The sequence below is a fragment of the Aeromonas sp. RU39B genome (genome assembly GCF_900156095.1).
Lineage (GTDB): Bacteria > Pseudomonadota > Gammaproteobacteria > Enterobacterales > Aeromonadaceae > Aeromonas.
The window spans coordinates 74,045-99,742 of record NZ_FTMJ01000009.1 but is presented as its reverse complement, the minus strand read 5'-3'; the positions used below and the strand labels follow the sequence as shown (position 1 = coordinate 99,742).

General features: G+C 59.3%; 28 protein-coding genes and 1 tRNA gene. 14 read left to right on the top strand and 15 right to left on the bottom strand.

The features are described 5' to 3' along the window. Window positions 1-184: 184 nt before the first annotated feature. A complete protein-coding gene (locus BW958_RS13290) occupies window positions 185-1,159 on the top strand; it encodes a helix-turn-helix transcriptional regulator (protein ID WP_076576234.1) in 975 nt (324 codons plus the stop codon). Window positions 1,160-1,292: 133 nt separating this feature from the next. On the opposite strand, the gene BW958_RS13285 is transcribed toward BW958_RS13290, so the two are convergent. Then, entirely contained in the window at window positions 1,293-1,889 is a 597-nt protein-coding gene (locus BW958_RS13285; protein ID WP_076576233.1) for a LysE family translocator, read from the bottom strand. A 103-nt stretch (window positions 1,890-1,992) separates the two neighbouring features. Here BW958_RS13285 and BW958_RS13280 point away from each other — a divergent pair, with 103 nt between their 5' ends. Beyond that, complete coding sequence (locus BW958_RS13280; RefSeq protein WP_076576232.1) at window positions 1,993-2,895, top strand: LysR substrate-binding domain-containing protein; 903 nt, start codon at window positions 1,993-1,995, stop codon at window positions 2,893-2,895. Between the two features lie 69 nt (window positions 2,896-2,964). On the opposite strand, the gene BW958_RS13275 is transcribed toward BW958_RS13280, so the two are convergent. The 8 genes from BW958_RS13275 to BW958_RS13240 form a co-directional block, all read right to left on the bottom strand. Next, a tRNA-Pro gene (locus BW958_RS13275) sits at window positions 2,965-3,041 on the bottom strand. Window positions 3,042-3,199: 158 nt separating this feature from the next. Further along, window positions 3,200-4,051 (bottom strand): ABC transporter permease subunit, encoded by an 852-nt coding sequence (locus BW958_RS13270; RefSeq protein ID WP_076576231.1) that lies wholly within the window; start codon window positions 4,049-4,051, stop codon window positions 3,200-3,202. Beyond that, the gene (locus tag BW958_RS13265; protein WP_256702015.1) at window positions 4,048-4,935 is read right to left on the bottom strand and encodes an ABC transporter permease subunit; all 888 of its coding nucleotides are present in this window, start codon (window positions 4,933-4,935) and stop codon (window positions 4,048-4,050) included. The genes BW958_RS13270 and BW958_RS13265 overlap by 4 nt, the downstream gene beginning before the upstream one ends. 8 nt (window positions 4,936-4,943) lie before the next feature. After that, entirely contained in the window at window positions 4,944-6,098 is a 1,155-nt protein-coding gene (gene potA, locus BW958_RS13260; protein WP_076576229.1) for a polyamine ABC transporter ATP-binding protein, read from the bottom strand. A 90-nt stretch (window positions 6,099-6,188) separates the two neighbouring features. After that, window positions 6,189-7,241 (bottom strand): polyamine ABC transporter substrate-binding protein, encoded by a 1,053-nt coding sequence (locus BW958_RS13255; protein ID WP_076576316.1) that lies wholly within the window; start codon window positions 7,239-7,241, stop codon window positions 6,189-6,191. A gap of 111 nt (window positions 7,242-7,352) precedes the next feature. Next, a complete protein-coding gene (locus BW958_RS13250) occupies window positions 7,353-8,450 on the bottom strand; it encodes a polyamine ABC transporter substrate-binding protein (protein ID WP_076576315.1) in 1,098 nt (365 codons plus the stop codon). A gap of 49 nt (window positions 8,451-8,499) precedes the next feature. Then, entirely contained in the window at window positions 8,500-9,858 is a 1,359-nt protein-coding gene (locus BW958_RS13245) for an aspartate aminotransferase family protein (RefSeq protein WP_076576228.1), read from the bottom strand. A gap of 76 nt (window positions 9,859-9,934) precedes the next feature. Continuing rightward, on the bottom strand, window positions 9,935-11,263 hold the full coding sequence (locus tag BW958_RS13240) for a glutamine synthetase family protein (RefSeq protein ID WP_076576227.1): 1,329 nt from the start codon (window positions 11,261-11,263) through the stop codon (window positions 9,935-9,937). Between the two features lie 414 nt (window positions 11,264-11,677). Here BW958_RS13240 and BW958_RS13235 point away from each other — a divergent pair, with 414 nt between their 5' ends. The 11 genes from BW958_RS13235 to BW958_RS13185 all read left to right on the top strand — a co-directional run bounded on the left by BW958_RS13235 (window position 11,678) and on the right by BW958_RS13185 (window position 21,375). Continuing rightward, a complete protein-coding gene (locus BW958_RS13235) occupies window positions 11,678-12,064 on the top strand; it encodes a TraR/DksA family transcriptional regulator (protein WP_076576226.1) in 387 nt (128 codons plus the stop codon). 49 nt (window positions 12,065-12,113) lie between these two features. After that, on the top strand, window positions 12,114-12,980 hold the full coding sequence (locus BW958_RS13230) for a hypothetical protein (RefSeq protein WP_076576225.1): 867 nt from the start codon (window positions 12,114-12,116) through the stop codon (window positions 12,978-12,980). Window positions 12,981-13,001: 21 nt separating this feature from the next. Then, window positions 13,002-13,448 carry an Mpo1 family 2-hydroxy fatty acid dioxygenase gene (locus BW958_RS13225; protein ID WP_076576224.1) on the top strand — a complete coding sequence of 149 codons (447 nt, stop codon included), beginning with the start codon at window positions 13,002-13,004 and terminating at the stop codon, window positions 13,446-13,448. 12 nt (window positions 13,449-13,460) lie between these two features. Next, window positions 13,461-13,919, top strand: a complete 459-nt coding sequence (locus tag BW958_RS13220; protein ID WP_076576223.1) for a CreA family protein — start codon at window positions 13,461-13,463, stop codon at window positions 13,917-13,919. 19 nt (window positions 13,920-13,938) lie between these two features. Then, window positions 13,939-14,619, top strand: a complete 681-nt coding sequence (locus BW958_RS13215) for an SDR family oxidoreductase (RefSeq protein ID WP_076576222.1) — start codon at window positions 13,939-13,941, stop codon at window positions 14,617-14,619. Window positions 14,620-14,728: 109 nt separating this feature from the next. Beyond that, entirely contained in the window at window positions 14,729-15,718 is a 990-nt protein-coding gene (locus BW958_RS13210) for a 2-hydroxyacid dehydrogenase (RefSeq protein ID WP_076576221.1), read from the top strand. A 65-nt stretch (window positions 15,719-15,783) separates the two neighbouring features. Continuing rightward, on the top strand, window positions 15,784-17,142 hold the full coding sequence (yegD, locus tag BW958_RS13205; RefSeq protein ID WP_076576220.1) for a molecular chaperone: 1,359 nt from the start codon (window positions 15,784-15,786) through the stop codon (window positions 17,140-17,142). 94 nt (window positions 17,143-17,236) lie between these two features. Continuing rightward, on the top strand, window positions 17,237-17,644 hold the full coding sequence (locus BW958_RS13200) for an META domain-containing protein (protein ID WP_076576219.1): 408 nt from the start codon (window positions 17,237-17,239) through the stop codon (window positions 17,642-17,644). A 195-nt stretch (window positions 17,645-17,839) separates the two neighbouring features. Continuing rightward, the gene (locus tag BW958_RS13195) at window positions 17,840-18,673 is read left to right on the top strand and encodes an HDOD domain-containing protein (protein ID WP_076576218.1); all 834 of its coding nucleotides are present in this window, start codon (window positions 17,840-17,842) and stop codon (window positions 18,671-18,673) included. After that, complete coding sequence (gene malZ, locus BW958_RS13190; RefSeq protein WP_076576217.1) at window positions 18,670-20,499, top strand: maltodextrin glucosidase; 1,830 nt, start codon at window positions 18,670-18,672, stop codon at window positions 20,497-20,499. The genes BW958_RS13195 and malZ overlap by 4 nt, the downstream gene beginning before the upstream one ends. A gap of 78 nt (window positions 20,500-20,577) precedes the next feature. Continuing rightward, the gene (locus tag BW958_RS13185) at window positions 20,578-21,375 is read left to right on the top strand and encodes a glycosyltransferase family 2 protein (protein WP_076576216.1); all 798 of its coding nucleotides are present in this window, start codon (window positions 20,578-20,580) and stop codon (window positions 21,373-21,375) included. Between the two features lie 43 nt (window positions 21,376-21,418). Here the strand turns inward: BW958_RS13185 and BW958_RS13180 are convergent, their stop codons facing one another. Further along, complete coding sequence (locus tag BW958_RS13180) at window positions 21,419-22,453, bottom strand: glycosyltransferase family 9 protein (protein ID WP_076576215.1); 1,035 nt, start codon at window positions 22,451-22,453, stop codon at window positions 21,419-21,421. 131 nt (window positions 22,454-22,584) lie between these two features. Between BW958_RS13180 and coaD the strand changes: the two genes are divergently transcribed. Next, window positions 22,585-23,076, top strand: a complete 492-nt coding sequence (coaD, locus tag BW958_RS13175) for a pantetheine-phosphate adenylyltransferase (RefSeq protein ID WP_076576214.1) — start codon at window positions 22,585-22,587, stop codon at window positions 23,074-23,076. 1 nt (window position 23,077) lies between these two features. On the opposite strand, the gene mutM is transcribed toward coaD, so the two are convergent. From mutM to radC, 5 genes are all read right to left on the bottom strand, one after another. After that, complete coding sequence (gene mutM / locus BW958_RS13170) at window positions 23,078-23,890, bottom strand: bifunctional DNA-formamidopyrimidine glycosylase/DNA-(apurinic or apyrimidinic site) lyase (RefSeq protein WP_076576213.1); 813 nt, start codon at window positions 23,888-23,890, stop codon at window positions 23,078-23,080. A 9-nt stretch (window positions 23,891-23,899) separates the two neighbouring features. After that, window positions 23,900-24,364, bottom strand: a complete 465-nt coding sequence (locus BW958_RS13165) for a hypothetical protein (protein ID WP_076576212.1) — start codon at window positions 24,362-24,364, stop codon at window positions 23,900-23,902. A 90-nt stretch (window positions 24,365-24,454) separates the two neighbouring features. Beyond that, a complete protein-coding gene (rpmG, locus tag BW958_RS13160) occupies window positions 24,455-24,622 on the bottom strand; it encodes a 50S ribosomal protein L33 (protein WP_005307500.1) in 168 nt (55 codons plus the stop codon). 10 nt (window positions 24,623-24,632) lie between these two features. Next, window positions 24,633-24,869, bottom strand: a complete 237-nt coding sequence (gene rpmB / locus BW958_RS13155) for a 50S ribosomal protein L28 (protein WP_076576211.1) — start codon at window positions 24,867-24,869, stop codon at window positions 24,633-24,635. Between the two features lie 134 nt (window positions 24,870-25,003). Further along, window positions 25,004-25,678, bottom strand: a complete 675-nt coding sequence (gene radC / locus BW958_RS13150; RefSeq protein ID WP_076576210.1) for a RadC family protein — start codon at window positions 25,676-25,678, stop codon at window positions 25,004-25,006. Between the last annotated feature and the right edge of the window lie 20 nt (window positions 25,679-25,698).

The following is a 25,698-nucleotide window of genomic DNA, read 5'->3' as shown; positions in this document are numbered from 1 at the left end:
TCGCTGCGACAACTTTTTTAAGGCCCCTTTTGGGGCCTTTTTCATGATCTTTATCAGCGCAAATCAAGCACATACCCTCGTTTGTATGCAAATGGCGACAGTTGTCGCAGCAAAAAATGCGACAAAACCTGTCGCAGGTGGTATCTAGGATGAGCACATCGCCAATCAGCAAAGGCATGTAACCATGAGTAAGAAGCTGTTAAGACAACTGACCCTCGCACGCTGCATCCCGCATCGTCCCTACAAGCTCACCGCCAGCCAACTGCAGGCCAAGCTCGAGGAAGAGGGCATTCACGTCAGTCTGCGCACTGTGCAGCGCGATCTGGAAGAGATGTCCGGCATGGGCCTGTTCGATCTCACTTCCGACGAACGCAGCAAGCCGCACGGTTGGTGCTTCGAACGCAATGGTCTGAGTGACTTTGCCAACATCATGCCGCTGTCGCTGGCAGTAGCCCTGAAAACCTGGAGCGACCAGGCCAGTCAACTGCTGCCGGCCAGCGTGCTGACCGAACTGAATCCGCTGGTTGACAAGGCCAGTCAGGTTATCCGTGACAGCCAGAGCGAACCGGCCCAACGCTGGCTCGACAGCGTGCACCAGTCGCCGCGTCCGTTTGCCGGTAACCCGGACATCCGTCGCAGCACCCTAATCCGTGACGCCCTGTGGCGTGGTCGCAAGTTCAGCGCCGACGTACAGCGCGTGCTGAAAGAGCGTACCGTGTGGCTGCGTTATGACCTGATCAACCCACTCGGCATCCTGAATCAGGAAGAGGGTCCGGTCCTGCTGTGCACCCTGTCCGAGCTGGACCCCAAGGTCTATGGTATTCCGTTCGATCACATCCGTGAGATTGAGCTGACCAACCACAGCACCACTCAGCCGAAGGATTTCAATCTGCAAAAACTGGTGCGCGAACACGGCTATCAGGAGAGCAGTACCTTTCGCTTTGTGGGCCGTTTCGACGCCAGCAGCCGCGCCGTGCAGGAAAACAACATTCCCGGCCGCAACCAACGCATGACCCGCTATGACAAGCGCAGCGTCGTGGTGGAGACCGAAGTGGCTGATACCCCGGAATTTCGCAGCTGGCTGCGTAACATCGATGGCAACATCGAAGTGCTGGCCCCGGAATCCCTCAAGCGCACCTACACCCCCCGCCTAAGCTGATTGGCCGTGTGGTGACATGCAGATAGCGCCGCTCTTAGGAGCGGCGTTTTCTTTTTGGTTTTTTTCTCGCAAAGCCAACAACCCGATAAGGCGCCCCGCCCTATCCCGCCGCCTTCAGGTCAAATTCGGCAAACTAGCCACGCAGCAGACTGCCCGCCAATACCACAAACACGATGGCGCTGAGGCGATTGATCCAGCGACCTCCCCGCCCTTGCAACCAGCCACGTGCCCGCTGGGCAAACACGATATAGCCGCAGTGCACCAGTACCATCATCAGGCAAAAGCTGGAAACCAGCAGCACAAACTGCGGCAGGTAGCGGCTCTGGTGATCGATAAACTGGGGCAACACCGAGAGAAAAAACACCAGCGCATTGGGATTGGCCAACTGCAAGAGTACCCCTTCAACAAACAGGTGCCGGTCGGTGCTGCGATCACTGTTGCCGGCGAGGTTGGGCAGTGAGCGCCACAGCTTGATGCTGAGCCAGAGCAGGTAGAGCACACCGATATAGCGCACCACCTCGAACAGAGCCGGTGACGTGGCAATCAGCACACCCAGACTGGTCGCTGACAGAGTGGCCACCAGCATCACACCAGCCGTGAGCCCGGCCATGCCGACCAGTGCCGGACGCAGACCGTGGTTGAGCGCATTGGTGAGGGATTTGAGCACGCTGGGGCCAGGGCTCAGGATGGTCAAGGCCGCCATGACCACAAACATGGGGTAGGGATTCATTTTCTCTCCGCCGGATGATGAACAACGGCGAGCATTGTTGGAAAACGGTGTTCATACGTAAAATCCGAATAAACTAACGGCGTGATTCGAAAAGGATATCGCCATGATCAATTTCCGTCTGATCCGCCACCTCTGGCTGTTTCTGGCGGTCGCTGAAGAGCGCCACTTCGGCCGGGCGGCTCGTCGCCTTGGCATGACCCAACCGCCCCTGACCGAGCAGATCAAGGTCCTAGAGCAGGCACTTAAAGTGCAGCTGTTTGATCGCACCAGCAAAGGCACACAGCTGACGCCGGCCGGCCAGGCAATCCTGCCGGCGGTGCGCCGCTTTGCCGAACAACTGGAGCATCTGGAGTTAGCTGTGCGTGAAGCCGCTGCCGGGCAGAGCGGCCTGCTGACCATAGGTGCTATCTCGTCAGCCATGTTGGATGAACTACCGGACATGATTAAGCGCCTCAAAGTGAGCCATCCGGGACTTACCGTGGCAGTACGCGAGATCGACAGTGCCGATGCACTACCCGCACTGGAAAATGGTGAACTCGATGTCGCGCTGGTCCGAATGGATCGGCAGAATGTGGGGCATATCAGGGTACAACCGCTCAAACAAGATAGACTCGCTGTAGCCCTACCGGCCCGGCACCGCTTGACTGAACACCTTGAGATTCCGCTTATAGCGCTGGCAGAAGATGACTTTGTCCTGTTTCCGCGCCATCTCAACCCCACTTACCACGACACCCTGATCGCCTGCTGCCATCGCGCTGGATTTGCACCGCGTGTGCTGCACGAGGCGCGCACTGTGGCCTCTCAGGTGGCATTTGTTGGTTGCGGTCAGGGGGTAGCACTGGTACCCATCACGCTGGCGCGCAGTGCACCAGTTAACGTGGTTATTCGCCCTCTGCAGGGTGAGGTGAATGTGGTGACCACCGCACTGGCCTGGCATGCCGAGCGGCCACCGGTACTGCTGGAGTTGCTGCTACAAGAGTTGGGAAACAGCCGTGTGGAGGGATGAAGAGTAGCAAGAGATGAAAAGCGCTAAAAAGACAAAGGGCCTAGCTGAAAAGCTAAGCCCTTATCAATTTGGTCGGTGTGAGAGGATTCGAACCTCCGACCCCTTCGTCCCGAACGAAGTGCGCTACCAAGCTGCGCTACACACCGATGCCGACGGGGCGTGAATTTACCGAACCCCCCGCCCCATGACAAGGATTTTTTGATGTTTTTTGAAAAAAAAACGCCGTTTGCTCATCACTGCAGCATAACGGCGTTTTTTCAGGCAAAAACCATCAAGGCCCCACACCACCGGAGGGGGACACGGATCAATGGGCGTCGAGGACCGACTGCATCTGCTGCATCTGGGCGATTTCCGCCTTGCGACGTTTCTCGGCCCGGGCCATGGAGTACCAGCTCACGAAGGTGAACAGAGACACCGACAGCAAAATCAGGCTGGCAACCGCATTGATCTCCGGCTTCACACCCAGACGCACGGCAGAGAACACCTCCATCGGCAGAGTGGTCGAGCCGGGACCGGCCACGAAACTGGCGAGCACCAGATCGTCGAGCGACAGGGCAAACGACATCATGCCACCGGCGGCCAGCGACGGTGCAATCATCGGGATGGTGATGAGGAAGAACACCTTCCACGGACGAGCGCCCAGGTCCATCGCCGCCTCTTCAATGGAGAGGTCCAGCTCGCGCAGACGGGCCGACACCACGATGGCTACATAGGCCGAACAGAAGGTGGTGTGGGCAATCCAGATGGTCAGCATGCCGCGCTCGGCGGGCCAGCCGATCAGCTGGGCCATGGCCACAAACAGCAGCAGCAGCGACAGACCGGTGATCACCTCGGGCATCACCAGCGGCGCTGTGACCATACCGCCAAACAGAGTACGGCCACGGAACCGCGGGATGCGGGTCAGCACAAAGGCAGCCAGCGTGCCGAGCGCCACAGCGGCAATCGCCGTGTAGAAGGCGATCTCCAGCGAGCGCAGCACCGCACTGATGAGCTGGGTGTTATCGAGCAGGCCGACATACCACTTGATCGACCAGCCGCCCCACACCGTAACCAGCTTCGAGGCGTTGAACGAGTAGATCACCATGATGACCATGGGCAGGTAGATAAACAGCAGCCCGACCCACAACATGATGCGGGAAAAGTGGTGTTGTCTCATAGCTTGCCCTCCAGTTCCTTCGCCTGGTTACGGTTGAACAGCAGGATCGGAATGATGAGCACCGCCAGCATCACCACCGCAAGCGCCGATGCCACCGGCCAGTCACGGTTGTTGAAGAACTCCTGCCACAGCACACGGCCGATCATCAGGGTCTCCGGACCACCGAGCAGCTCCGGAATCACGAACTCGCCCACTACCGGAATAAACACCAGCATGCAGCCGGCGATAATGCCGTTTTTCGAAAGCGGTACGGTGATCTGCCAGAACCGGGTCAGGTTACGGGCGCCCAAGTCCGATGCAGCTTCCAGCAGACTGTTGTCATGCTTGGCCAGGTTGGCATAGAGCGGCAGCACCATAAACGGCAGGTAGGAGTAGACAATCCCGATATACACAGCGGTGTTGGTGTTGAGGATCTGCAACGGCTGATCGATAAGCCCAATCCCCATCAGGAAGCTGTTGAGCAGCCCGTTGTTGCTGAGAATGCCCATCCAGGCGTAAACCCGGATCAGGATGGCAGTCCAGGTCGGCATCATGATCAGCAGCAAATAGACGGTCTGCATGTGCTTCTCGGCACGGGAAATGGCATAGGCCATCGGATAGCCGATCAACAGGCACAACAGGGTGCTGAAGAAGGCCATCTTGAGCGAACCGAGGTACGCCGCCAGATAGAGGTCATCCTCATCCAGCAGCAGATAGTTACCGAGATTGAGCAAAATGGTCAGCTGGTTATCCGCCCAGGTCACCACGTCGGTATAGGGCGGGATGGCTACATCCGCTTCGGCAAAGCTGATCTTCAGCACCATGATGAATGGCAGCAGGAAGAACAGGAACAACCAGACAAACGGAATAGAGATGACCAGTCGCCGGCCAATGGCCAGATTCATCCGCCGCTTCATGATTGCAGTACCACGCCGCTGTCATCTTCCCAATACAGGAATACCTGATCGTCCCAGGTAGGCCGCTTGCCGTGGCGTTCAGCATTGGCGATGAAAGCCTGAACCACTTTGCCCGAGGGCAATTCGATGTAATAGACCGAGTGACCGCCCAGATAGGCGATGTCGTACACCTTGCCGCGCGTCCAGTTGTAGTCGGCGTGCTGCAGATCGTCCGGACGCTGGCTGGTCATCAGCAGCTTCTCGGGACGCAGGGCGTAAGAGACCTTCTTCTCCTCGGCGCGCGAGCTGATACCGTGGCCAACCATGATCGGCTGCTCGAGATCGGCGCAGGCGATGATGGCGTGGTCCTGCTCGTCCTCCACCAGCACACCGTCAAACAGATTGACGTTACCGATGAACTCGCACACCAGACGGCTAGCCGGGGTTTCATAGATATCCATCGGGCTACCGATCTGCTCGATGCAGCCCAGATGCATGATGGCAATGCGCTCGGCCATGGTCATGGCCTCTTCCTGATCGTGGGTCACCATGACGCAGGTTACGCCTACCCGCTCGATGATCTCGACCAGCTCCAGTTGCATCTGAGAGCGTAGCTTCTTGTCGAGTGCACCCATCGGCTCGTCCAGCAGCAACAGCTTGGGACGCTTGGCCAGCGAACGGGCCAGCGCCACCCGCTGACGTTGGCCGCCAGAGAGTTGGTGCGGCTTACGCTTGGCATACTGGGTCATCTGCACCAGCTTGAGCATCTCGACCACCCGGGCGTCCACTTCCGCCTTGGGCAGGCCATCCTGCTTGAGACCAAACGCAATGTTCTGCGCCACCGTCATATGCGGGAACAGGGCATAGGACTGGAACATCATGTTGATCGGACGCTCGTAGGGAGGCATGTCGGTGATATCCACCCCGTCGAGAAAAATTCGGCCCTCGGTCGGGCGTTCGAAACCCGCCAGCATCCGCAGCAGGGTCGACTTACCGGAACCGGAGCCGCCCAGCAGGGCGAAAATCTCGCCCTTGTTGATATTGAGGGAGACGTTATCGACCGCCAGGGTCTCATCAAACTGCTTGCTTACCCGATCGATCTTGACCAGCACCTCTTTCGGCTGCTGGCTTCCTTCAAGGGCTTTTTTGTAGGCACTGGAGGCTATTGCCATCACCAAACTCCCTAAAAAGCACACAGCCCCTCATGGCCGTGTCATGCGTTCAAATTCATGTGGGCGACACCGGGTCGCCCACCTCTTTTGTTATTTTCCTGACTTGATCTTGGTCCAGCTGCGGGTTAGCAGGCGTATCGCCTTTGGACTGCGCTCTTTCTGGATATAGAGCCGGTCGATCACCGCCTGCGGTGGATAGACCGATTCGCTGCTGACCAGCTCTGGTTTCATAAAAGGTTGCGACGCCGGATTGGGGTTGGCATAGCCGACATAGTCGCTCACCTTGGCAATGACCTTGGGGTCAAGCAGGTAGTTGATGAAGGCATGCGCCTCCTTCACGTTTTTGGCATCTGCCGGTATCGCCATCATGTCGAACCAGAGGTTGCCGCCTTCCTTGGGAATCGCGTAGGCGATATGAATTCCCTTGCCCGCCTCATCGGCGCGGGCCGCCGCCTGCAGCACATCCCCGGAGAAACCGGCTGCGACGCAGATATTGCCATTGGCCAGATCGCCAATGAACTTCGATGAGTGGAAATAGGTGACATAGGGCCGCAACTTCATGAACTGGGCTTCGGCCTGCTTGATGTCATCGGGATCTTCACTGTTCGGATCCTTGCCCAGATAGAGGAGCATGGCCGGAATCATCTCATCAGGCGAGTCGAGGAAGGAGACCCCGCAACTCTTGAGCTTGCTGATGTTTTCCGGCTCGAACAGGGTGGCCCAAGAGTCGATATGATCGACACCCAACACCTTTTTGACCTTTTCCACGTTGTAACCGATGCCGTTGGTGCCCCACAGATAGGGAACGGCGTACTGGTTGCCCGGATCACTGATCTCGAGCTGCTTCAGCAGGGCTGGGTCAAGGTTGTTCCAGTTGGGCAACAGGCTGCGATCCAGCTTCTGGAATGCGCCAGCCTTGATCTGCTTGGCCAGAAAATTGTTGGAAGGTACCACGACGTCGTAACCGGTATGGCCTGCCAGCAGCTTGCCTTCCAGCGTTTCGTTCGAATCGAACACATCATAGATTGGCTTGATGCCAGTCGTTTGCTGGAAATCCTGCAGGGTGGTCTCGCCAATATAGTCGGACCAGTTATAGATATGCACGGTTCCGGCGGCCTCAGCCAGCGGCGACAGCCCCAGCATCAGCGTGATACTCAACAATGTCTTGTGCACAGATCTCTCCTCGGAACGCACTTACCATCATGCAGCAGCGAAGATCCCTCCGGCCGCAGCCGGAGGGGCGTTTTCAGGACATTACTTGCCGGACTTGATCTTGGTCCAGCTGCGGGTCATGGTCCGCTGTACCTTGGCCGGCAGATCCGGGAAGGCATACAGCTTCTTGAGGGTATCCTCGGTCGGGTAGATGCCCGGATCGTTACGGATTGCCTCATCCACCAGCGGGGTGGCCGCCTTGTTACCGTTCGGGAACTGCACGGCGTTGGTGATTTCAGCCATGATCTCCGGCTTCAGCAGGAAGTTGAGGAAGGCATAGGCTTCATCAACGTTGCTGGCATCGGCAGGCATTGCCAGCATATCAAAGAAGCTGCCGGCCCCTTCCTTCGGAATGGAGTAGACCACTTTCACGCCATTCTTGGCTTCGATAGCACGGGACTTGGCTTGCTGCAGGTCACCGGAGTAGCCGACTGCCACGCAGATGTTGCCATTAGCCATGTCACCGATGTACTTGGAGGAGTGGAAGTAGGTCACGTAGGGGCGGATCTTGAGGAACAGCTCTTCGGCCTTCTTCAGGTCATCCGGCTTTTGCGAGTCCGGCGGCAGGCCCAGATAATTGAGGGCAGCCGGCAGCATCTCGGTCGGTGAATCGAGGAAGGAGACACCACACTCTTTGAGCTTGGCGATGTTTTCCGGCTTGAAGACCAGATCCCAGGAGTTGGTCGGTGCGCTGTCACCCAGTGCCGCCTTCACCTTGTCGGCGTTGTAGGCATAGCCGATGGTGCCCCACATATAGGGGAAGGAGTACTGGTTGCCCGGATCGCTCTTCTCCAGGGTCTTCAGCAGGTTGGGATCGAGGTTGCTCCAGTTGGACAGCTTGGATTTGTCCAGCTTCTGGAACACCCCAGCCTTGATCTGCTTGGCCAGGAAGGGGTTGGAGGGAACCACGATGTCATAGCCCGACTTGCCGGCCAGCAGTTTGGCCTCCAGCACTTCGTTACTGTCGAACACATCGTAGACCACCTTGATGCCGGTCTCTTTTTCAAATTTGGCGATGGTGTCCGGCGCAATATAGTCAGACCAGTTGTAGACGTGCAGCACCTTGTCTGCGGCCACCGCATTTCCTGCCAGCATGGCAGACGCCACACAGACAGCAAGCACACCCTTCTTCAAAGACATCATCCTTGTCTCCTTCAAGTTTTGCATAAGGCAACCAGGCACAGACTTGTCAGCCGAGCAGGCTTGCGGCGGTCATTTCCAGACTTTGTCTGGCCAGGGCTACCAGGTTATCCACCTCCGTCTCGGTGATCACCAAGGGAGGCGATATAATCATCGTATCGCCTACCGCCCGCATCACCAAGCCATTGTTAAAACAGAACTCGCGACAGGTCAGACCCGCCCGGGCCGCAGCCGGAAAACGGGAATTGTCCTGCTTGTTCTGCACTATCTCCAACGCGGCAACCATGCCTTTACCCCGGGTTTCGCCGACGATCGGCAATTGCCCGAGCTCCGACCAGCGGCGCTGAAGATAGGGCGCGATTCTATCATGCACTCGACTAACTATGTTCTCTTTTTGCATAAGCTTTATGTTAGCGATCGCTACGGCGCAAGCCACCGGATGGCCTGAGTAAGTAAAGCCGTGAGCAAATTCGCCGTTGCGTTCGAGCACTTTTGCCACCCGATCGCTGACCATCACGCCACCGAGTGGGACGTAACCTGACGTGATCCCCTTGGCCATACAGATAAAATCGGGGCGCAGGTCGAAGGTTTGCGACGCAAACCACTGGCCAGTACGGCCGAAACCACAGATCACTTCGTCAGCAATCAGCAAGATGCCGTAGTGATCGCAGATACGCTGGATTTCCGGCCAGTAGCTTTCGGGCGGAATGATGACCCCACCGGCCCCCTGGATCGGCTCGCCAATAAAGGCAGCCACCTTGTCGGCACCGAGTTCGAGAATCTTCTTCTCCAACTGGCGAGCCCGCTCCAGGCCGAACTCGTGCGGCGTCATGCCCTGCCCTTCACCAAAGTGATAAGGCTGGTCGATGTGGACAATGCCGGGGATCGGCAGCGATCCCTGCTCATGCATCCCTTTCATACCACCGAGGCTGGCACCGGCCACGGTCGAGCCGTGATAGGCGTTATGCCGGCTGATGATCACCTGACGTTCGGGCTGACCCAGGCTGGCCCAGTAGTGGCGCACCATCCGCAGCACAGTGTCGTTACACTCCGAGCCGGAGCCGGTGAAAAACACCTGGTTGAGACCGGGCGGCGTCACCTCGGCCAGCAGCGAAGCCAGCTCAATGGCGGGCGGATGGGCGGTCTGGAAGAAGAGGTTGTAATAGGGCAGCTCGCGCATCTGCCGTTCAGCGGCTTCAATCAGCTCTTCACGGCCATAGCCCATGTTGACGCACCACAGACCGGCCATGCCGTCCAGAATGCGGTTACCTTCCGAATCAATGAGATAGACACCATCACCGCGGGTAATAATGCGCGATCCCTTATTGCGTAACTGCTCATGATCGGTAAACGGGTGCAGATGGTAGGTGGCATCACGACGCTGCCACTCGCGAGTATCGACTTGCATGTATCGCTCCTTGCGCGGGCAGCACGGCGGCTGCCCATTTACGGCCGGACCATCCGGGTCCGGCACTCCTGATTGATCAGACGTTCAGCAGCAGGAACTCCCGCTCCCAAGAGCTGATGACCCCAAAATAGGTCTCATACTCCTTATTCTTGACCGCCACAAAAGCCCGGACAAAGCGCTCTCCGAGGATCTCCTGAATCGGCTCGCACTTCTCAAGCAGACTGAGCGCCTCTTCGAGGGTACGCGGCAGGCTGTACGGAAGCTCGTAAGCGCTACTCTTCATTTCAGGCAGCGGCTCGAGCTTCTCCTGAATGCCAAGGTATCCGCAGGCCAATGTGGCCGCTAGCGCCAGATAGGGGTTGGCATCGGCACCAGGGAAGCGGTTTTCCACCCGCCGGGCGCTCGGATGGGAGAAGGGGATGCGCAGGCCACAGGTACGGTTTTCGTTACCCCACTGCACGTTGCGCGGTGCGCTCTCACCAAAGGTGAGGCGGCGATAAGAGTTGACGTTGGGCGCCAGCAGCGCCGTCACCGCCGGGGTGTATTTCTGCAAGCCAGCGATAAAGTGCATGAACATTTCGCTGTTACCACCGTCCGGCGTGCCGAACAGGTTGTTGCCGTGCATGTCTTCCAGGCTCTGGTGAATATGCATGGCCGAGCCCGGTTCATTGCTCATCGGCTTGGCCATAAAAGTGGCGTAGATGCCGTGGCGGTGCGCCGCTTCACGCATGGTGCGCTTGAACAGAAATACCTGATCGGCCAGGTTGATGGCGTCGCCGTGCAGGAAGTTGATCTCCATCTGGGCCGCCCCGGACTCATGCACCAGGGTGTCCACCTCCAGCTCCTGCGCTTCACAGTAGTCGTACATGTCCTCGAAGATTGGGTCAAACTCGTTGACCGCATCGATACTGAACGACTGGCGCGCGGTTTCCGGGCGGCCATTGCGGCCAATCGGCGGCTCCAGCGGATAGTCGGCATCTTCGTTGCGCTTGACCAGATAGAACTCCAGCTCCGGCGCCACCACCGGTTTCCACTCCTTCTTCTCATAGAAAGAGAGCACCCGGCGCAGCACCGAACGTGGCGCGATATCCACCAGCTCACCATGGTCAAAACAGTCGTGAATCACTTGTGCGGTGGGCTCAACCGCCCAGGGAACAAAACGGATGGTGTCAGGATCTGGCACCAGCAGCATGTCGCGCTCAAGCGGATCGACCATGCTATCGTCATCGGGATAGTCGCCGGTGACGGTCTGGATGAAAATTATCTCGGGCAGCCGCAATCCGCCTTCACGCAGAAACTTGCTGGCCGGGATAATCTTGCCCCGTGCGTTGCCGGTGAAGTCCGGTATCAGACACTCCACCTCGGTGATTCGGTTGGCATCCATCCAACTCTTGATTCGATCCATAAATACCCCGACAGGCTGGACAAATCGGGCCGTCCTGACCCGATGTTACTGGAATGTAATGTCTCCATCTAAGCCAGCTCGGCGATTTGATGTCAAGCGAGGCGTTTAAAAAAATAAAAGCGCACTGGCCAAAAAGGGGTTTTCGAAACTAAATACTAAACACTTGCAGCCTTAACGCTGCCTCTGCTGCCACGCTCGATCCCACGCACAATTTGCTGACCGCTATTGCACCAATTTGCTAGGAAAGCGCACAAAACCGGCAAACGCCTCTTTGCTCAGGGAAAAAGATCTGATAAAAGGCCCGCCCTGAACTCGTGAAGCTGCACGCAACTCAGACACTGGGGACTTGGGACAGGCGCCACACGTCCCCATCAATATGAAAAATCGGGTTTGAATAAACGGGTAGTAAATCGAATGTGTGACTTTATGACTGAAGAGCAACTGGAGTTTTACAAAGGACAGATCCTTTCCCAGATTGCCAAAATTGAGGAGCGCCTGAACTCCCAGGCCAGTCAGGCTATTGCCACCGACACCAATGAAATGGCAGACGAAATCGACCGCGCCAGCGTGGAAGAAGCACGCCGCCTCGAGCTCAACCGCATCGAGCACGACAAGCTGCATCTGCGCAAACTCAAGACCGCGCTCAAGCGCATCGAGTCGGACGATTTTGGTTATTGTGAATCCTGTGGTGACGAGATTGGCCACAAGCGTCTGCAAGCTCGGCCTGAATCGCGCTTCTGCGTCGAATGCCAGAGCACCAAGGAGTTCAACGACAACCATGTCTTTCGCCGCGTAGCCTAAGACATCTGATACAATCGGGTCAGTTCCTCACCCAACAGGGGGTGACCCGATGAAATGGTTAGTCTGGCTCTGCCTGCTGCTCACCGCTCCGGGTTGGGCACAGCCTCTCGATGTGCGGGTACCGCGTTTGCCGGTTAACCTGCTAGCCGACGAGTATCAGTTACCGCTGCTGCGACTGGCGCTGGAGAAATCCGGCGTCCCCTACACCCTGCATCTGGTCGACACCAATCTGACCCAGGACTCCATCACCCGCGAGATGGAGAGCGGCAAGCTGTTCAATCTCTACTGGATGGGCACCTCGAGCGATCTCGAGCGCCGCTTGCATGCTATCCCGATCCCGCTGCTGCGCGGTCTGGAAGGGGCGCGGGTGTTGCTTATTCACCGCGACGATCAAGAAAAATTCAACCAGATCAATACGCTGGAAGCGCTGCGCCAACTGCATGCCGGCCAGGGGGTCGGCTGGGGTGACAATCAGGTGCTGGAGGCAGCGGGCATCACCAGCTACGCCGGCCGCTTTAGCAATCTGTTTCGACTCATCGATACCCATACCGCGATTGATTTCTTTCCCCGCAGCTTAATTGAAGCCTTCTCCGAGCAGCATGAGTTGGCGGCCGATTATCCCAATCTGGTCATTGATCAGCACCTGTTGCTGCGCTATCCCTACGCCCAGTTTTTCTTTGTCAGCCCGCGAGACAAGGCGCTGGCCGAGGCGCTGCAGCGTGGTCTGCAGCAAGCCTATGCCGATGGCTCGTTTCTGCGCTTTTTCCAGCAAAATCCGCGAGTCCGCGAGGCGCTGGCAGCCGCTAAGCTCGATAGCCGGCTGACGCTACAACTGGTCAACCCGGATTTAACCCCCGCCATGCAGACGATCCCCGCCCAATATTGGGAGTGGCCAGTGCAGAGCGGTGCTCACTGACCCCAGGCTCAAGGAGGAGCCATGAAATCACTCGATGACTGGTTTGCCGATTACGCTGTCTGCCATCGCCATCCGGGCAACATCGCCATCCACAAGGTGGCGGTACCCGGTATCTATCTGAGCGTTATCGGTCTGCTGCAATCCCTGCCGGGCGCCCCCGCTGCGTTGGGCTGGGGAGCGCTGGTCGCCATTCCCGCCCTGCTGTTTTACCTGCGCCTCTCGTTTGGGCTGTTTGCCGGCATGGCCCTGTTTACTGGCGCGGGCTTGTGGGGCTGGCACACGCTGGCCACCGTCACGCCCATCTGGCCTTGGGCGGTGGGGCTGTTTGTCCTGCTGTGGATAGCCCAGTTTGTCGGCCACCACTGGGAAGGAAAACGCCCGGCCTTTTTCACCGACCTGCAGTTTCTGCTGATAGGTCCTCTCTGGGTGCTGGCAGCGATCTACCGCCGACTGCGCCTGCCCTACTGATGTGAGGTTTCCATGAAATCCCCGCTCCTGCTTGCCCTGCCTCTGCTGCTCGGCACTGCGTATGCGACCGACGCCGATCGGGTTGGCGAGGTGAGCACCGCCTTCAAACTGTTTGGCCCCAACCACAAGATCGTTATCGAGGCATTTGACGACCCGCGCGTTGCCGGTGTCACCTGCTATCTGGCCCGCCCGAAAACCGGCGGCATCAAGGGCGGTCTGGGACTGGCCGAAGATCCGTCGCACGCCTCGCTCTCCTGTCATCAGGTTGGCCCGATCACCTTGCCCGCCAAGCTCAAAGCCGGTGAAGAGGTGTTTGATGTGAGCACCTCGCTGGTATTCAAGGAGCAGCGGGTCGTCCGATTCTATGACCAGAAGCGTAACGCGCTGGTCTATCTCACCTACAGCACGCGACTGGTGGACGGCTCCTACAAGAGCGCCGTCAGCGCGGTCCCCATCATGCCGTGGGGCTGATTTCAACAAGGAGACGGGTATGTACAAGACAGTTTTGGTGACCGGTGCCACCAGCGGGATCGGCCTTGCCCTGGTGCACGACCTCTGCCGCCGCGGTTATCGCGTGTATGCCACGGGGCGCAGCCAGGAGGCGCTGACGGCGCTGCAAGCCGAGACCGACTGCCTCGGTAGCACTGCCGACCTGACCGATCCGACGCAAGCGGTCGCTCTTTATGCCGCCGCCGAAGCGGCGCTGGGTCAGGTGGATGTCCTGATCAACAATGCCGGCGCCAACCACCGCAAGGCACTGCTGGCCGACACCACGCTGGAGGAGTTCGAGCTGCAGTATGCGCTGAACCTGCGCGCCCCCTACCTGCTCGGGCGTGAAGCGCTCAAGGCCATGGTGCCGCGCGGTCACGGCTACATCATCAACGTGGTCAGCACCTGCGCCCTGCGCCACCCTTCCCCCATGGGTATCTATGCCACCATGAAGAGCGGTCTGGCCAGCCTCAGCCAGGTGATGATGAAGGAGGGCCAACCGCACGGACTCAAGGTCTCGACCCTCTATCCGGGCGGTGTCGATACCCCGTTTCGCAGCGAGGCCAAGCCCTACTACATGCTGCCCGACAGCGTCGCCACCACCATCGCCACCCTGCTGACGCTACCGCCAGACGTCATCGTGCACGAGATGACCTTCCGCCCGCCGTTTGAGCTGGAGTAATGGCAACCTGGCTGGCCAATCGGCCAGCCAATACCCCCACAGCTTGGCAGGTGATGCCGATCACACTTTGGTGTAAGGTGAAACCAGATCCTGTTCTGGAGTTCACGTCATGAAAATCGCCGTATTCAGCAGCAAGAGTTACGACAAGGAGTACTTCCACAAAGCCAATGCCGACTATGGTTTTGAGCTGGAGTTCTTCGATGTCCGGCTCGAGGCCAAGACCCTGCGACTGGCCCACGGTTTCCCGGTGGTCTGCCTGTTCGTTAACGACGATGCCGACCGCACTGTGCTGACCGAGCTGGCCCAGCACGGGACTCGTGTCATCGCCTTGCGCTGCGCCGGTTACAACAACGTGGATCTGACTGCGGCCAAAGAGCTGGGCCTGACCGTGGTGCGGGTGCCGGCCTACTCGCCCGAGGCAGTGGCCGAGCACGCTGTCGGCATGATGATGTGCCTCAACCGCCGCATCCATAAGGCCTATCAGCGCACCCGTGACGCCAACTTCTCCCTCGAGGGGCTGGTCGGTTTCAACATGTTTGGCCGCACCGCCGGGGTGATCGGCACCGGCAAGATCGGTATCGCTACCCTGCGTATCCTCAAAGGCTTCGGCATGCGCCTGCTGGTGAGCGACCCTTACCAGAATCCGGCGGCACTGGAGCTGGGCGCCGAGTATGTCGATCTCGACACCCTCTACCGTGAAGCGGATGTGATCTCGCTGCACTGCCCGCTGTTTCAGGAGAACTACCACCTGCTAAACAGCGCGGCCTTCGCCAAGATGAAGGACGGGGTGATGATCATCAACACCAGCCGCGGCGGCCTGCTCGATGCCAACGCGGCTATCGAAGCGCTCAAGAGCGGACGTATCGGCGCGCTGGGACTCGATGTCTACGAAGAGGAAGAAGAGCTGTTCTTCGAGGACAAATCCAACGAGGTGATTACCGACGACGTATTCCGCCGCCTGTCGGCGTGCCACAACGTCTTGTTCACCGGCCACCAGGCCTTCCTCACCCGTGAAGCGCTGCACGCCATTGCCGACACCACCTTAAGTAACGTCAAGGCATTCCATACCGGAACACGCAGCGGCAACGAAGTGGAATAACTCCGCAGCTTGAGTCCCCACTCCGCTTTGGGTAGGCTCTCCCTTTTGCCCGGGAGAACCTGCCCATGCATGTCGGATTTGATTACGGCACCTCCAACTGTGCCATGGCTGTGATGGAGCAGGGCACACCGCGACTGCTGACCCTCGGCGACGCCCCCTATCTGCCCTCTACCCTGCACGCGCCCCATCGCGATGCCATTGCCGGTCTACTGGTCGAACAGTTGCCGTCCTCGCGGCGCAACCGCTACCTTACCCTACGTGGTCCACAAATTCAGCGGGCACAGGCTCTGCGCCGTACCCTGCGCGAAGAGGGGCTGCCCGATCAGCTGAGCATGGGGGAAGCGGCCCTGCAGGCCTATCTGGAAGAGCCGGACGAGGGTTACTACATCAAGTCGCCCAAGTCGTTTCTCGGAGCCAGTGGCCTCAATAGCGCCCAGATCGCCCTGTTCGAAGATATCGTGCTGGCCATGATGCTGCAGGTGAAAGCACGCGCCGAAGCACTGCTCGGCCAGCCGGTTACCCGCGCCGTCATCGGTCGACCGGTCAACTTTCAGGGTCTGTCGGGTGAAGAGAGTAACCGTCAGGCGCTGGCCATTCTGAGCGAGGCAGCCAGTCTGGCTGGCTTTGATGAGGTGGCATTTCTGTTCGAACCGGTGGCCGCCGGCTTCGAGTTTGAGGCGCGCCTGAACGCCGACAGCACCGTGCTGGTGGTCGATATCGGTGGCGGAACCACCGACTGCTCCATGCTGCGCATGGGGCCGAGCTATCGCCAGCAGCTCGACCGCAGTGCCCAGATGCTGGGCCACAGCGGCCAGCGGATCGGTGGCAACGACTTCGATATTCGTTTAACCGTCGAGGGGATCATGCCACTGCTCGGCATGCACGAGTTGCTCAAAACCGGCAAGCCGCTGCCCCATCCCCTGTTTTGGGACGCTGCCGCCATCAACGACGTGGCGGCCCAGAGCCGCTTTTACGGCCTCACCACCGGTCGGCAGTTGCAGGACATGTTGCTCGACTGCCAGCCGGGCAGCCTGTTGCCACGCCTGATTCGTCTGCGCGAACACAAGCTGAGCCATCAGGTGGTGTGGCGCGCCGAACGCGGCAAGATTGCCCTGTCGAGCGAGGCGCAAAGCCAGCAGCCACTGGATGAGCTGGATGCCGGCTTGCATGCCGTGCTGACCCGCAACCAGCTGGCGCTGGCTGCCGAGCCGCTACTCGAGAAGATTGGCGAGCTGATGGATGAAGCCATTCGCCAAGCCGGTACCCGTCCCGATACCATCTTCGTCACCGGCGGCAGTGCCAAATCGCCGCTGCTGGCCGAGTTTATCCGCCAGCGTCTGCCCGGTATTCAGGTTGCTGGTGGCGATGATCTTGGCTCGGTGGCGGCCGGTCTGGCCCGTCATGCTGAGCGACTGTTTGGCTAGCGACGCGACAGGGGTGGTCGGTTTGCGACCAGCGCCCCCTGTCGCCCAGCGCACTCGCCCCTTATCCTGTGGCTCCACTGTGGAGCCATAGCGAATGAACCGACTGATTGCCCTTCTTCCCTGTCTGCTGCTGGCAGCTTGCAGCAGCCATCTGCCAACCGAGCAGCAGCTGATGCACCATCACTGGGTGTTGGAGAGCGTCAACGAGCAGGCGGTACAGGCCGATCCCGGCAGTGCACCGGACTTGGAGATTGGCGAGAACTTCACGATCAACGGCATCGCCGGCTGCAATCGCTACTTTGGTAAAGCCAACCTCGATGATGACCGTTTTTGGGTGACCAGCCTCGGCCACACCAACATGACCTGTGATACGCCGCTCGACCGGGTCGAGCAACAGGTGCTCGCCATGCTGCAGGAGGGGGCCACCCTGCGCCAGGAGTCGCAATGGTTGGTGCTGGAGGGACGCTACACGCTGCGTTACCGTTTGGAAGACTGGAAATAAAAAAGCCGGCTGCAAGAGCCGGCGAATCAATCAGAAAAACAGATGTTCCACACAGTGCTGGAAAATGTTTGAGCCACACGCGGTCATAGTGCTGCTCAGCAGGTGAACAAGGTCTGAACATCTATCGACGAAAGAGGCAGCCGTTGCTGTCATGTGGCACAATAAGTTCAGTACGCAAGGGAGAGTGCCGCCGCCATGTCGATGGAGCACCTGTTTGACCGCATTGAACAGCTACCCCCGATTCCCCAACTGCTGCATGAACTGATGCAGAGTTTTGCTGACGATAGCGTCTCGGTTGACGAGATCGCCGGCAAGATCGCCATGGACCCGGTGATCAGCGTCAAACTGCTGCAAATGGCCAACTCGGCTGCTTTTCATCGCGGCAGCGATGTCACCTCCATCGAGCAGGCAGTTATCCGCCTTGGCTTTAACCGCTTGCGATCACTGGTGGTGGCACTGGGGCTGATGCACAGCTTCGCCACTCCCAATGACTTTGATCGCAACCGCTTCTGGACCAACACCTTTCAGACCGCCTCAATTGCCCGCATTCTGGCCGAGCAGTGTGGCAGCGTCGAACCGGATACCGCTTTTACCTGCGCCCTGATCCACAACATCGGTGAACTGCTGCTACAAACCACCATGCCAGGCGAGGCGGCCCTGATCGATCTGGCCATCAGCCGCGGCACCCAGCGGGTACAAGCCCAGCGCGACACACTCGGGTTCGACTACGCCCAGCTCGGCGCCGAGCTGGCGCGGCGCTGGCGCCTCTCCGGCACCTTTGTCACCGCGATCGCCCAGCAGCTCGACCCGCTGGCCTATGAGCCGGTCAGCCGCGAAGCGGTATTGATCCGGCTGGCGACCTTTGTATCTTACGCCTGGAATGCTGGCGTACCCGCTCGCGCCATCGTGGCGCGCTTTCCCAAGCCGCTGGCCGAACCGCTGGGACTTGATCCCAGTAAACTTGCCAATCAGCTGGAAATCCTGCATGAACAGGGCAATGCCCTGGCTGACATACTGACGACACAATGAGCACACCTTTTCTGTTTCATCCCCAGGTCGCCCCCTGGTTTCGTGCCACTGGCGACCACCTGCAACTGACCCTGTTTACCGACGGCGATGCCGGCTTTAGTGAAGTATTGCTGCGCCTGGAGCCTGACAACGAAGAGATCCTGCTACCGATGCAGCCGTTGGCCCGTCAAGGGCGCCTGCAAATCTGGCAGATCACCTTGCCGCTGCCAGCCAGCCAAGAGCAGCACCTCTACTGCTTCAAGTGCCTGACCGACGAGGAGCAGTGGTGGCTGCACGGTGCCGGGGTAACACCCGCTATGCCGGGACGCGAGACCCACTTTCGCTACAACAGCGACCACCGGCCACCGCACTGGGTGCCGGATCAGGTGTTCTACCAGATCTTCCCCGACCGATTTTGCAACGGCGATCCGGCGCTGGATGTGCGCAGCAACGAATATGACTATCGCGGCCAACCTGTAGTGCAAAAAGCCTGGGGCGAGCCGGTCGGTAGCGCCGAAGATGGCAGCAGCGCCTGTGAGTTTTATGGCGGCGATCTGCCCGGCATCGACCAGAAGCTGCACTACCTGCAATCGCTCGGAGTGACCGCGCTCTATCTCAACCCGATCTTTGCCTCACCCAGCAACCACAAGTACGACACCCAGGACTACTACCGGGTTGACCCGCACTTTGGCAGCAACGAGCAGCTCGCCCAGCTGACCCGCAACCTGCATCAGCGTGGCATGCGCATCATTCTGGATGCGGTGATTAACCACACCTCGGCCGAGCACCCCTGGTTCTCGTCGCCAGAAGGGGCTAATGTCAGCCAGAGCTCGCCGTGGCGCAGCTTCTATACCTTTGATGCGCAAGGTGATTACGTTAGCTGGAAGGGGGTACGCAGCCTGCCCAAGCTGAACTTTGCCAGCGAACAGGTGCAAGACGTGGTCTACCGGGCAGACAATGCCATCCTGCGTCACTGGATGCGGGCCCCCTATCAGATCGATGGCTGGCGCTTTGACGTGATTCACATGCTTGGCGAGCATGGCAGTGCCCAGGGCAATACCCAGCATGTGCGCGCTATTCGCAGCGCGGTGAAGCAGGAGAATCCCGAGGCCTATGTGCTCGGCGAGCACTTCTTTGAGGCCAGCCAGTGGTTACAAGGCGATCAGGAAGATGGCGCCATGAACTACTACGGCTTCGCCCACCCGATCCGCGCCTTCCTGGCCGGAAAGGATATCGCTTACCACCCGATCAAAATCAGCGCCGCTGACCTCGACGCCTGGCTGCATCAAACTCGCTCGCGGATTCCGTTTGCCAATCAGTTGGCCCAGCTCAACCTGCTCGACAGCCATGACACCGCCCGCTTCCTGCATCTGCTGGAGGGCGACCGCGCTCGCATGACGCTGGCCGTGACCCTGCTGATGACCTATATCGGCGTGCCTTGCGTCTATTACGGCGACGAGGTGGGGATGCAGGGGGGCAACGACCCGGATTGTCGTCGCTGCTTCCCGTGGGACAGTACCCAGTGGGACCATCTGCTGCACGATCACTACCGGCGCCTGATCCAGCTGCGCAAGCAGCGCCCGGCCCTGCGCCGTGGCGATATGCAGACCCTCTATGCTGGCGACCATACCCTCGCCTTTGCCCGCTCGCTGGAGAGCGATCTGGTGCTGGTGGCCTGCAACCGCCACCCAAGCAATCCTCGCGATATCACCCTGCCCATCTGGCAGACCGGCCACAGCACCCAGCGTTTCTGTGATGCCATGACGGGTCAGCCGATCGACGCCATCAATGGCGAGCTATCACTGCAACTGCCGCCGTGTTCGGTGCAAATTCTGGTTGCCAGTTAAGCCTCTCTTCTGCCCGGCCTTTGCCCCGCGCCGGGCAGAAGATTAGAATGAGCGTCAATTATGCAACCGGATAGTCCTATGTCTGACCAGCAACCCGTGACCCTGGCGGTCGCCATCACCACCTTCAACAGCATGCGCTGCCTCCCCCAGGTCCTCGACAGCCTCGATGGATTGGCTGAACGGGTCGTTATTGTCGACTCTGGCTCAACCGATGGCACCCGTGACTACGCCCGCGAGCGGGGCTGTGTCGTCATTGAGCGCCCCTGGCCCGGCCCGCTCAAGCAGAAGGTGTTTGCCATGGAGCAGTGCGAACCTGCCAAGTGGATTCTGCTGCTCGACTCCGATGAGTCGCTAGAGCCCGAGCTCAGAGCCGACATGGAGCGCGTCATTCGCGAAGATGATCCGGCGATTGCCGCTTGGGAATTCCAGCGCAAGATTTGGTTCCTAGGCGGCTGGCTGCATCATATGTATCAGCCGGAGTGGCGACTGCGTCTGATGCGCAGCGGACAGTGGCGGATGGAAGGCAAGATGGGCCTCTACCACGACAAGCTGGTAACCGATGGCAAGGTGGGGCAGCTCAAGGGCATCTGTCGCCACGACTCCTATGCCGACATCAAAGATGCCATCCTGCGCGCCCAACGCTACGCCGAACGGGCGGTCGGACGCGAGCTCAAGGGCGGCCGCTGGTATGACTTCGTCTGGTGCATCGTCGATGTGCTGTGGCGTCACGGCATTCGTCAGCGCGCCTTCCTTGATGGCAAGCGTGGCCTGATCATGCTGGGGATCACCATGGCATCCAAGCTGATTCGCCAGTCTTATCTGTGCGAACAACGCCTCAATCCGCGCCCCAAAGACTGGGATAACCCGGTGGTCTGATGCAACAAAAAACGGGCTCTTGTGAGCCCGTTTTTTGTTAGTCCTAACGCCAGAAACCGGGCGCCCAGGCGGCGATGGCCTCGGCCACTGGCCGTGGCTCGATCTGGCTCATATCTTCCGGATGGTCGCTATCAGCGGGTGGGCTAAACGCCAAATGGCGCCCTTCGCTGTTTAACGGTCGCCAGCGCAGCGGGGTGGCAGAGCGGCGCATCGGGAAGAAACCGACCGTCGGCACGTCCAGTGCAGCGGCGATATGCAGTGGACCGGTGCTGCCAGCCATAAACAGTGCAGCATTGGCAATCACCTGACAGAAGGTGGGCAGACCGTCGCGTGAGCGATAGATCCAACCATTACCACCGTGAGCCAGCAGCTCGGCCGCCAGTTGCTCAGCCATCTGCTCTTCACCGGGACCGGCAGTCAGGATGCACTGCAACTCGGGCAGGGCATGGTTGAGCTTGATGATGATGCGGGCGTATTGCTCAATGCTGAGGTTGTTGGCCGAGCCACCGCTGCCGGCATGCACCAGCAGCCAGGGGCGCTCTGCATCCACATTCAGTTGCGCGGCAACCTGCTGGCGCACAGTGCTCAGCACCTCAGGAGCAAACTTGAGATAAGGCGCCTGCACTGATGCCGCAGGTGCGCCCTGGTCGGCCAGGTAACGGCGGATCAGATCGAGGTTGTAATCCCACTCCGGCTTTTCCGAGCGCGACCGGCGCTGGGTCAGGCGGTGGTTATAGAGCACTTGGGCCAGCTTGGTGGCCGGGGCCAGACGGTAGGGAATACCGGCCTTCCACATCAACATGGCGTTGCGAGCATTGGAAAATAGGCAGATGGCGACGTCGAACGCCTTGTCGCGAATGGTGGCAAGTAGCGCCTGTTGCTGCTCCTTGTCACCCTTGCGACCCGGATCGATGATCACCTCGTCAATCCAGGGGCAGAGCCGGGCCAGCGGCGCCGTATAAGAGGGCACCAGGGCGGTCACATGACAGGGATGGGACTGCTTGAGCATGGCAAAGCTGGGCCAGGCCAGCATGAAGTCACCGATCTTGTCGTTGCGCACCACCAAAATACGTTTCATGACAACCTCATCGGGTCCCGGACACCGTATCCGGGGGAATCTTTTATGGTGCGCTATTCTTGCCTGACAGACTGCACATCTCAAGCGGCGGCCGTATAATGCGGCCAATTTCGATTGCAGGAGAGCACCTCATGAGCCAACGGGTCATCTATCCCGGCACCTTCGACCCCATCACCAACGGCCACAGCGATCTGATTGAGCGGGCAGCCCGATTGTTTGGCGAGGTGATCGTCGGCGTGGCGGCCAGCCCCAGCAAGCGCCCGCTGTTTGATCTCGATGAACGGGTGGCGCTGGCGCGCGAGATTACCGCTCACCTGCCCAACGTCAGCGTGGTCGGCTTCTCCGGCTTGCTGGTGGACTTTGCCAAGACCCACGGCGCCACCGTGCTGGTGCGCGGCCTGCGCGCAGTCTCCGACTTCGAGTATGAATTCCAGCTGGCCAACATGAACCGGCGCCTGATGCCGGAGCTAGAAAGCGTCTTTCTGACCCCGGCCGAGGAGAACTCGTTTATCTCCTCCACCTTGGTCAAAGAGGTGGCGCTGCACGGCGGCAATATCGCGCAATTTGTCGATGCCCGCGTCGCAAGCGCCATCGCGGCCAAGCTGGCCACGCGGCAGAGCTGAATCAGTGCTGGCAGTGGGGGCAGAAAAAGGTATTACGCTGCCCCAGTCGCATTGACTGGATCTCGCTGCCACAGACCGGGCAAGGCTGTCCGGCCCGGCCATACACCTGCAACCGCTGCACAAAGTAACCCGGTTTGCCGTCGGCACTGGTGAAATCCTTGAGGGTGGTCCCCCCTTGGGTGATGGCCTCGGCCAGCACCCGCTTTATCTCCGCCACTAGCGTCGCCAGCCGCTCATGACTGATATTGCCCGCTGCCCGCTTGGGATGAATGCCGGAGGCAAACAGCGCCTCGTTGGCGTAGATGTTTCCCACCCCGACCACCACCTGGTTATCCATCAGAAACTGTTTGATGGCAGTGGTGCGCCCTTTGGCTTTGGCCTGCAGATAATCCACCGAAAACCCCTCGGTGAGCGGCTCGGGTCCCAGCTTGGCGAGCAGAGTGTGCGCTTCGGCAGCATCACGCGTCCACAGCAGGGCACCGAAGCGGCGCGGATCGTTGAGCCGCAGCAATTTGCCGTTTTCCAGCTCGATATCCACATGGTCATGTTTCTCGGTCGGCGTGCCGATTGGCAACACCCGCAGACTACCCGACATCCCCAGATGCAAAATGGCAGTGCCGAAATCGGTCTCGAGCAGCAGGTATTTAGCGCGCCGGCTAACCCGGCGGATAGTGAGCCCGGCCAACTCCTGAATCTCGCCGGGCACCGGCCAGCGCAAGCGGCCATCACGTACCACCACCCGGGTCACCGTGACCCCGGTCAGCCAGGGAGCAATGCCCTGACGGCTCACTTCAACTTCTGGCAACTCCGGCATAACAACCTCTTATTGGCTGGTGGCGTGGGGAGAGAGTAGCGCCCGATACTGTTCGGCACTCAGGGTGAGCCAGCGGTCTGGCGGCAGCAGGGCAGCGTAGTGCCCATTGTCTTGATAGAGGCCGATCTCAATCGGCTCGGCCTGCCCGGCCACCCACACCTTGAGCACTATCGGCACACCGCGCAGCGCGGTGGTGGGCGGTAACAGCCACTGGCTCCACTGATGAAGACGACCATCCAGTGCGGCGCCATCCAGCCCCAAGTCCGGCACGCTGCGCCAGCTTTGGCCAATTCGCTCGATTTGCCAGCTGGGCCCCTGCCAAGTGAGTACGACCGCATCTGCCGGCAGCAAGGTGCGTGCACGCTGGGCGCTGTTGACCTCCTGCATCTGCTCCATCCGGTGCAGCAGGGTAATCGCCAGCAATACACCGACGATAATGACGTTGTTCCACCCCCTGCGGGACAGTCTGAACATGGGCGTTCTCCTTGTGTTGCAGGCAGTGTACTGTGGATTGCAGGCATAAAAAAACCCAGCCTAAGCCGGGTTTTTTGCAAGCAGGATCAATTACTTGATCTTGCCTTCTTTATAGATCACATGCTGACGGACGACCGGATCAAATTTCTTGATCTCCATCTTCTCGGGCATGGTGCGCTTGTTCTTGGTAGTGGTGTAGAAGTGACCAGTACCGGCGCTGGAGTTCAGGCGAATTTTTTCGCGAATACCCTTAGCCATGATTTACCTCTTATACCTTCTCGCCGCGGGCGCGCAGTTCAGCCAGAACGGCCTCAACGCCACGCTTGTCGATGATACGCATGCCCTTGGCAGATACGCGCAGGCTTACGAAGCGCTTTTCACTCTCAACCCAAAAACGGTGAGTGTGCAGGTTCGGCAGGAAACGACGCTTGGTAGCGTTGTTAGCGTGCGAACGGTTGTTACCAACAGCCGGACGCTTGCCGGTTACTTGGCATACTCTAGACATGTCAGTCTCTCCAAATCTTACTTCTTGCTCGAGCAAATATTTGCCCCGCTGGCCTTCGATTGCGGGGCAAACAGAAGGCGGCATTTTATACAGCATCCACGATCAAAGATCAACTAAAACGGGGCCCAGCGCCGTTATAACCAACCGCGCTCGGCAAAGGAAACCGTGATGCCATCACCGATCACCAGATGATCCAAGACTCGCACATCGATCAGGGCCAGTGCAGAGAGGATCCGCTCCGTCAACTGTCGATCGGCCCGGCTGGGTTCAGCCACGCCGGATGGGTGATTATGCGCCAGAATGACGGCGGCTGCATTATGTTTGAGGACGATCCGCACAATTTCCCGTGGCCAGACGCTGGCAGAGCCCAGAGTTCCCTGAAACAACTCCTCCTGATGGATCACCCGATGCTGGTTATCCAAAAGCAGGATCACGAAGATCTCGCGCTCCCGGTCGCGCAGGCTGGCCTGCAGATAATCCCGCGTCAGCTGTGGGCTGGTCAGGGCATCCCCCCGCTCCAGTTGCTGGGCCAGATGGCGGCGCGCCATCTCCAGTACGGCCTGCAATTGCACGAACTTGGCCTCGCCCAAGCCATGGCCACGACAGAAATCGCGCCGCTCGGCGCTAAGTAGCGCCCGCAGCGAGCCATACTGATGCAACAGAGTGCGGGCCAGCGTCACCGCATCCATGCCGCTCACTCCGGTGCGCAGAAAAATTGCCAGCAATTCAGCATCTGACAAGGCTTGCGCCCCCTTTTGCAACAGCTTTTCCCGTGGCCGCTCTGCGGCCGGCCAATCCTTGATTGCCATGCGATGCCCTCCCCGACCTG

What these genes read in the sequence shown, in the direction of transcription:
- mutM (WP_076576213.1), bottom strand. Translation starts at nt 23,890, where the DNA reads ATGCCGGAGTTGCCAGAAGTTGAAGTGAGCCGTCAGGGCATTGCTCCC.
- BW958_RS13240 (WP_076576227.1), bottom strand. Translation starts at nt 11,263, where the DNA reads ATGGATCGAATCAAGAGTTGGATGGATGCCAACCGAATCACCGAGGTG.
- BW958_RS13215 (WP_076576222.1), top strand. Translation starts at nt 13,939, where the DNA reads ATGTACAAGACAGTTTTGGTGACCGGTGCCACCAGCGGGATCGGCCTT.
- yegD (WP_076576220.1), top strand. Translation starts at nt 15,784, where the DNA reads ATGCATGTCGGATTTGATTACGGCACCTCCAACTGTGCCATGGCTGTG.
- rpmG (WP_005307500.1), bottom strand. Translation starts at nt 24,622, where the DNA reads ATGGCTAAGGGTATTCGCGAAAAAATTCGCCTGAACTCCAGCGCCGGT.
- BW958_RS13250 (WP_076576315.1), bottom strand. Translation starts at nt 8,450, where the DNA reads ATGTCTTTGAAGAAGGGTGTGCTTGCTGTCTGTGTGGCGTCTGCCATG.
- coaD (WP_076576214.1), top strand. Translation starts at nt 22,585, where the DNA reads ATGAGCCAACGGGTCATCTATCCCGGCACCTTCGACCCCATCACCAAC.
- BW958_RS13180 (WP_076576215.1), bottom strand. Translation starts at nt 22,453, where the DNA reads ATGAAACGTATTTTGGTGGTGCGCAACGACAAGATCGGTGACTTCATG.
- potA (WP_076576229.1), bottom strand. Translation starts at nt 6,098, where the DNA reads ATGGCAATAGCCTCCAGTGCCTACAAAAAAGCCCTTGAAGGAAGCCAG.
- BW958_RS13270 (WP_076576231.1), bottom strand. Translation starts at nt 4,051, where the DNA reads ATGAGACAACACCACTTTTCCCGCATCATGTTGTGGGTCGGGCTGCTG.
- BW958_RS13290 (WP_076576234.1), top strand. Translation starts at nt 185, where the DNA reads ATGAGTAAGAAGCTGTTAAGACAACTGACCCTCGCACGCTGCATCCCG.
- BW958_RS13165 (WP_076576212.1), bottom strand. Translation starts at nt 24,364, where the DNA reads ATGTTCAGACTGTCCCGCAGGGGGTGGAACAACGTCATTATCGTCGGT.
- BW958_RS13255 (WP_076576316.1), bottom strand. Translation starts at nt 7,241, where the DNA reads ATGCTGGGGCTGTCGCCGCTGGCTGAGGCCGCCGGAACCGTGCATATC.
- radC (WP_076576210.1), bottom strand. Translation starts at nt 25,678, where the DNA reads ATGGCAATCAAGGATTGGCCGGCCGCAGAGCGGCCACGGGAAAAGCTG.
- malZ (WP_076576217.1), top strand. Translation starts at nt 18,670, where the DNA reads ATGAGCACACCTTTTCTGTTTCATCCCCAGGTCGCCCCCTGGTTTCGT.
- BW958_RS13195 (WP_076576218.1), top strand. Translation starts at nt 17,840, where the DNA reads ATGTCGATGGAGCACCTGTTTGACCGCATTGAACAGCTACCCCCGATT.
- BW958_RS13235 (WP_076576226.1), top strand. Translation starts at nt 11,678, where the DNA reads ATGTGTGACTTTATGACTGAAGAGCAACTGGAGTTTTACAAAGGACAG.
- rpmB (WP_076576211.1), bottom strand. Translation starts at nt 24,869, where the DNA reads ATGTCTAGAGTATGCCAAGTAACCGGCAAGCGTCCGGCTGTTGGTAAC.
- BW958_RS13200 (WP_076576219.1), top strand. Translation starts at nt 17,237, where the DNA reads ATGAACCGACTGATTGCCCTTCTTCCCTGTCTGCTGCTGGCAGCTTGC.
- BW958_RS13185 (WP_076576216.1), top strand. Translation starts at nt 20,578, where the DNA reads ATGTCTGACCAGCAACCCGTGACCCTGGCGGTCGCCATCACCACCTTC.
- BW958_RS13280 (WP_076576232.1), top strand. Translation starts at nt 1,993, where the DNA reads ATGATCAATTTCCGTCTGATCCGCCACCTCTGGCTGTTTCTGGCGGTC.
- BW958_RS13210 (WP_076576221.1), top strand. Translation starts at nt 14,729, where the DNA reads ATGAAAATCGCCGTATTCAGCAGCAAGAGTTACGACAAGGAGTACTTC.
- BW958_RS13220 (WP_076576223.1), top strand. Translation starts at nt 13,461, where the DNA reads ATGAAATCCCCGCTCCTGCTTGCCCTGCCTCTGCTGCTCGGCACTGCG.
- BW958_RS13285 (WP_076576233.1), bottom strand. Translation starts at nt 1,889, where the DNA reads ATGAATCCCTACCCCATGTTTGTGGTCATGGCGGCCTTGACCATCCTG.
- BW958_RS13245 (WP_076576228.1), bottom strand. Translation starts at nt 9,858, where the DNA reads ATGCAAGTCGATACTCGCGAGTGGCAGCGTCGTGATGCCACCTACCAT.
- BW958_RS13265 (WP_256702015.1), bottom strand. Translation starts at nt 4,935, where the DNA reads ATGAATCTGGCCATTGGCCGGCGACTGGTCATCTCTATTCCGTTTGTC.
- BW958_RS13225 (WP_076576224.1), top strand. Translation starts at nt 13,002, where the DNA reads ATGAAATCACTCGATGACTGGTTTGCCGATTACGCTGTCTGCCATCGC.
- BW958_RS13230 (WP_076576225.1), top strand. Translation starts at nt 12,114, where the DNA reads ATGAAATGGTTAGTCTGGCTCTGCCTGCTGCTCACCGCTCCGGGTTGG.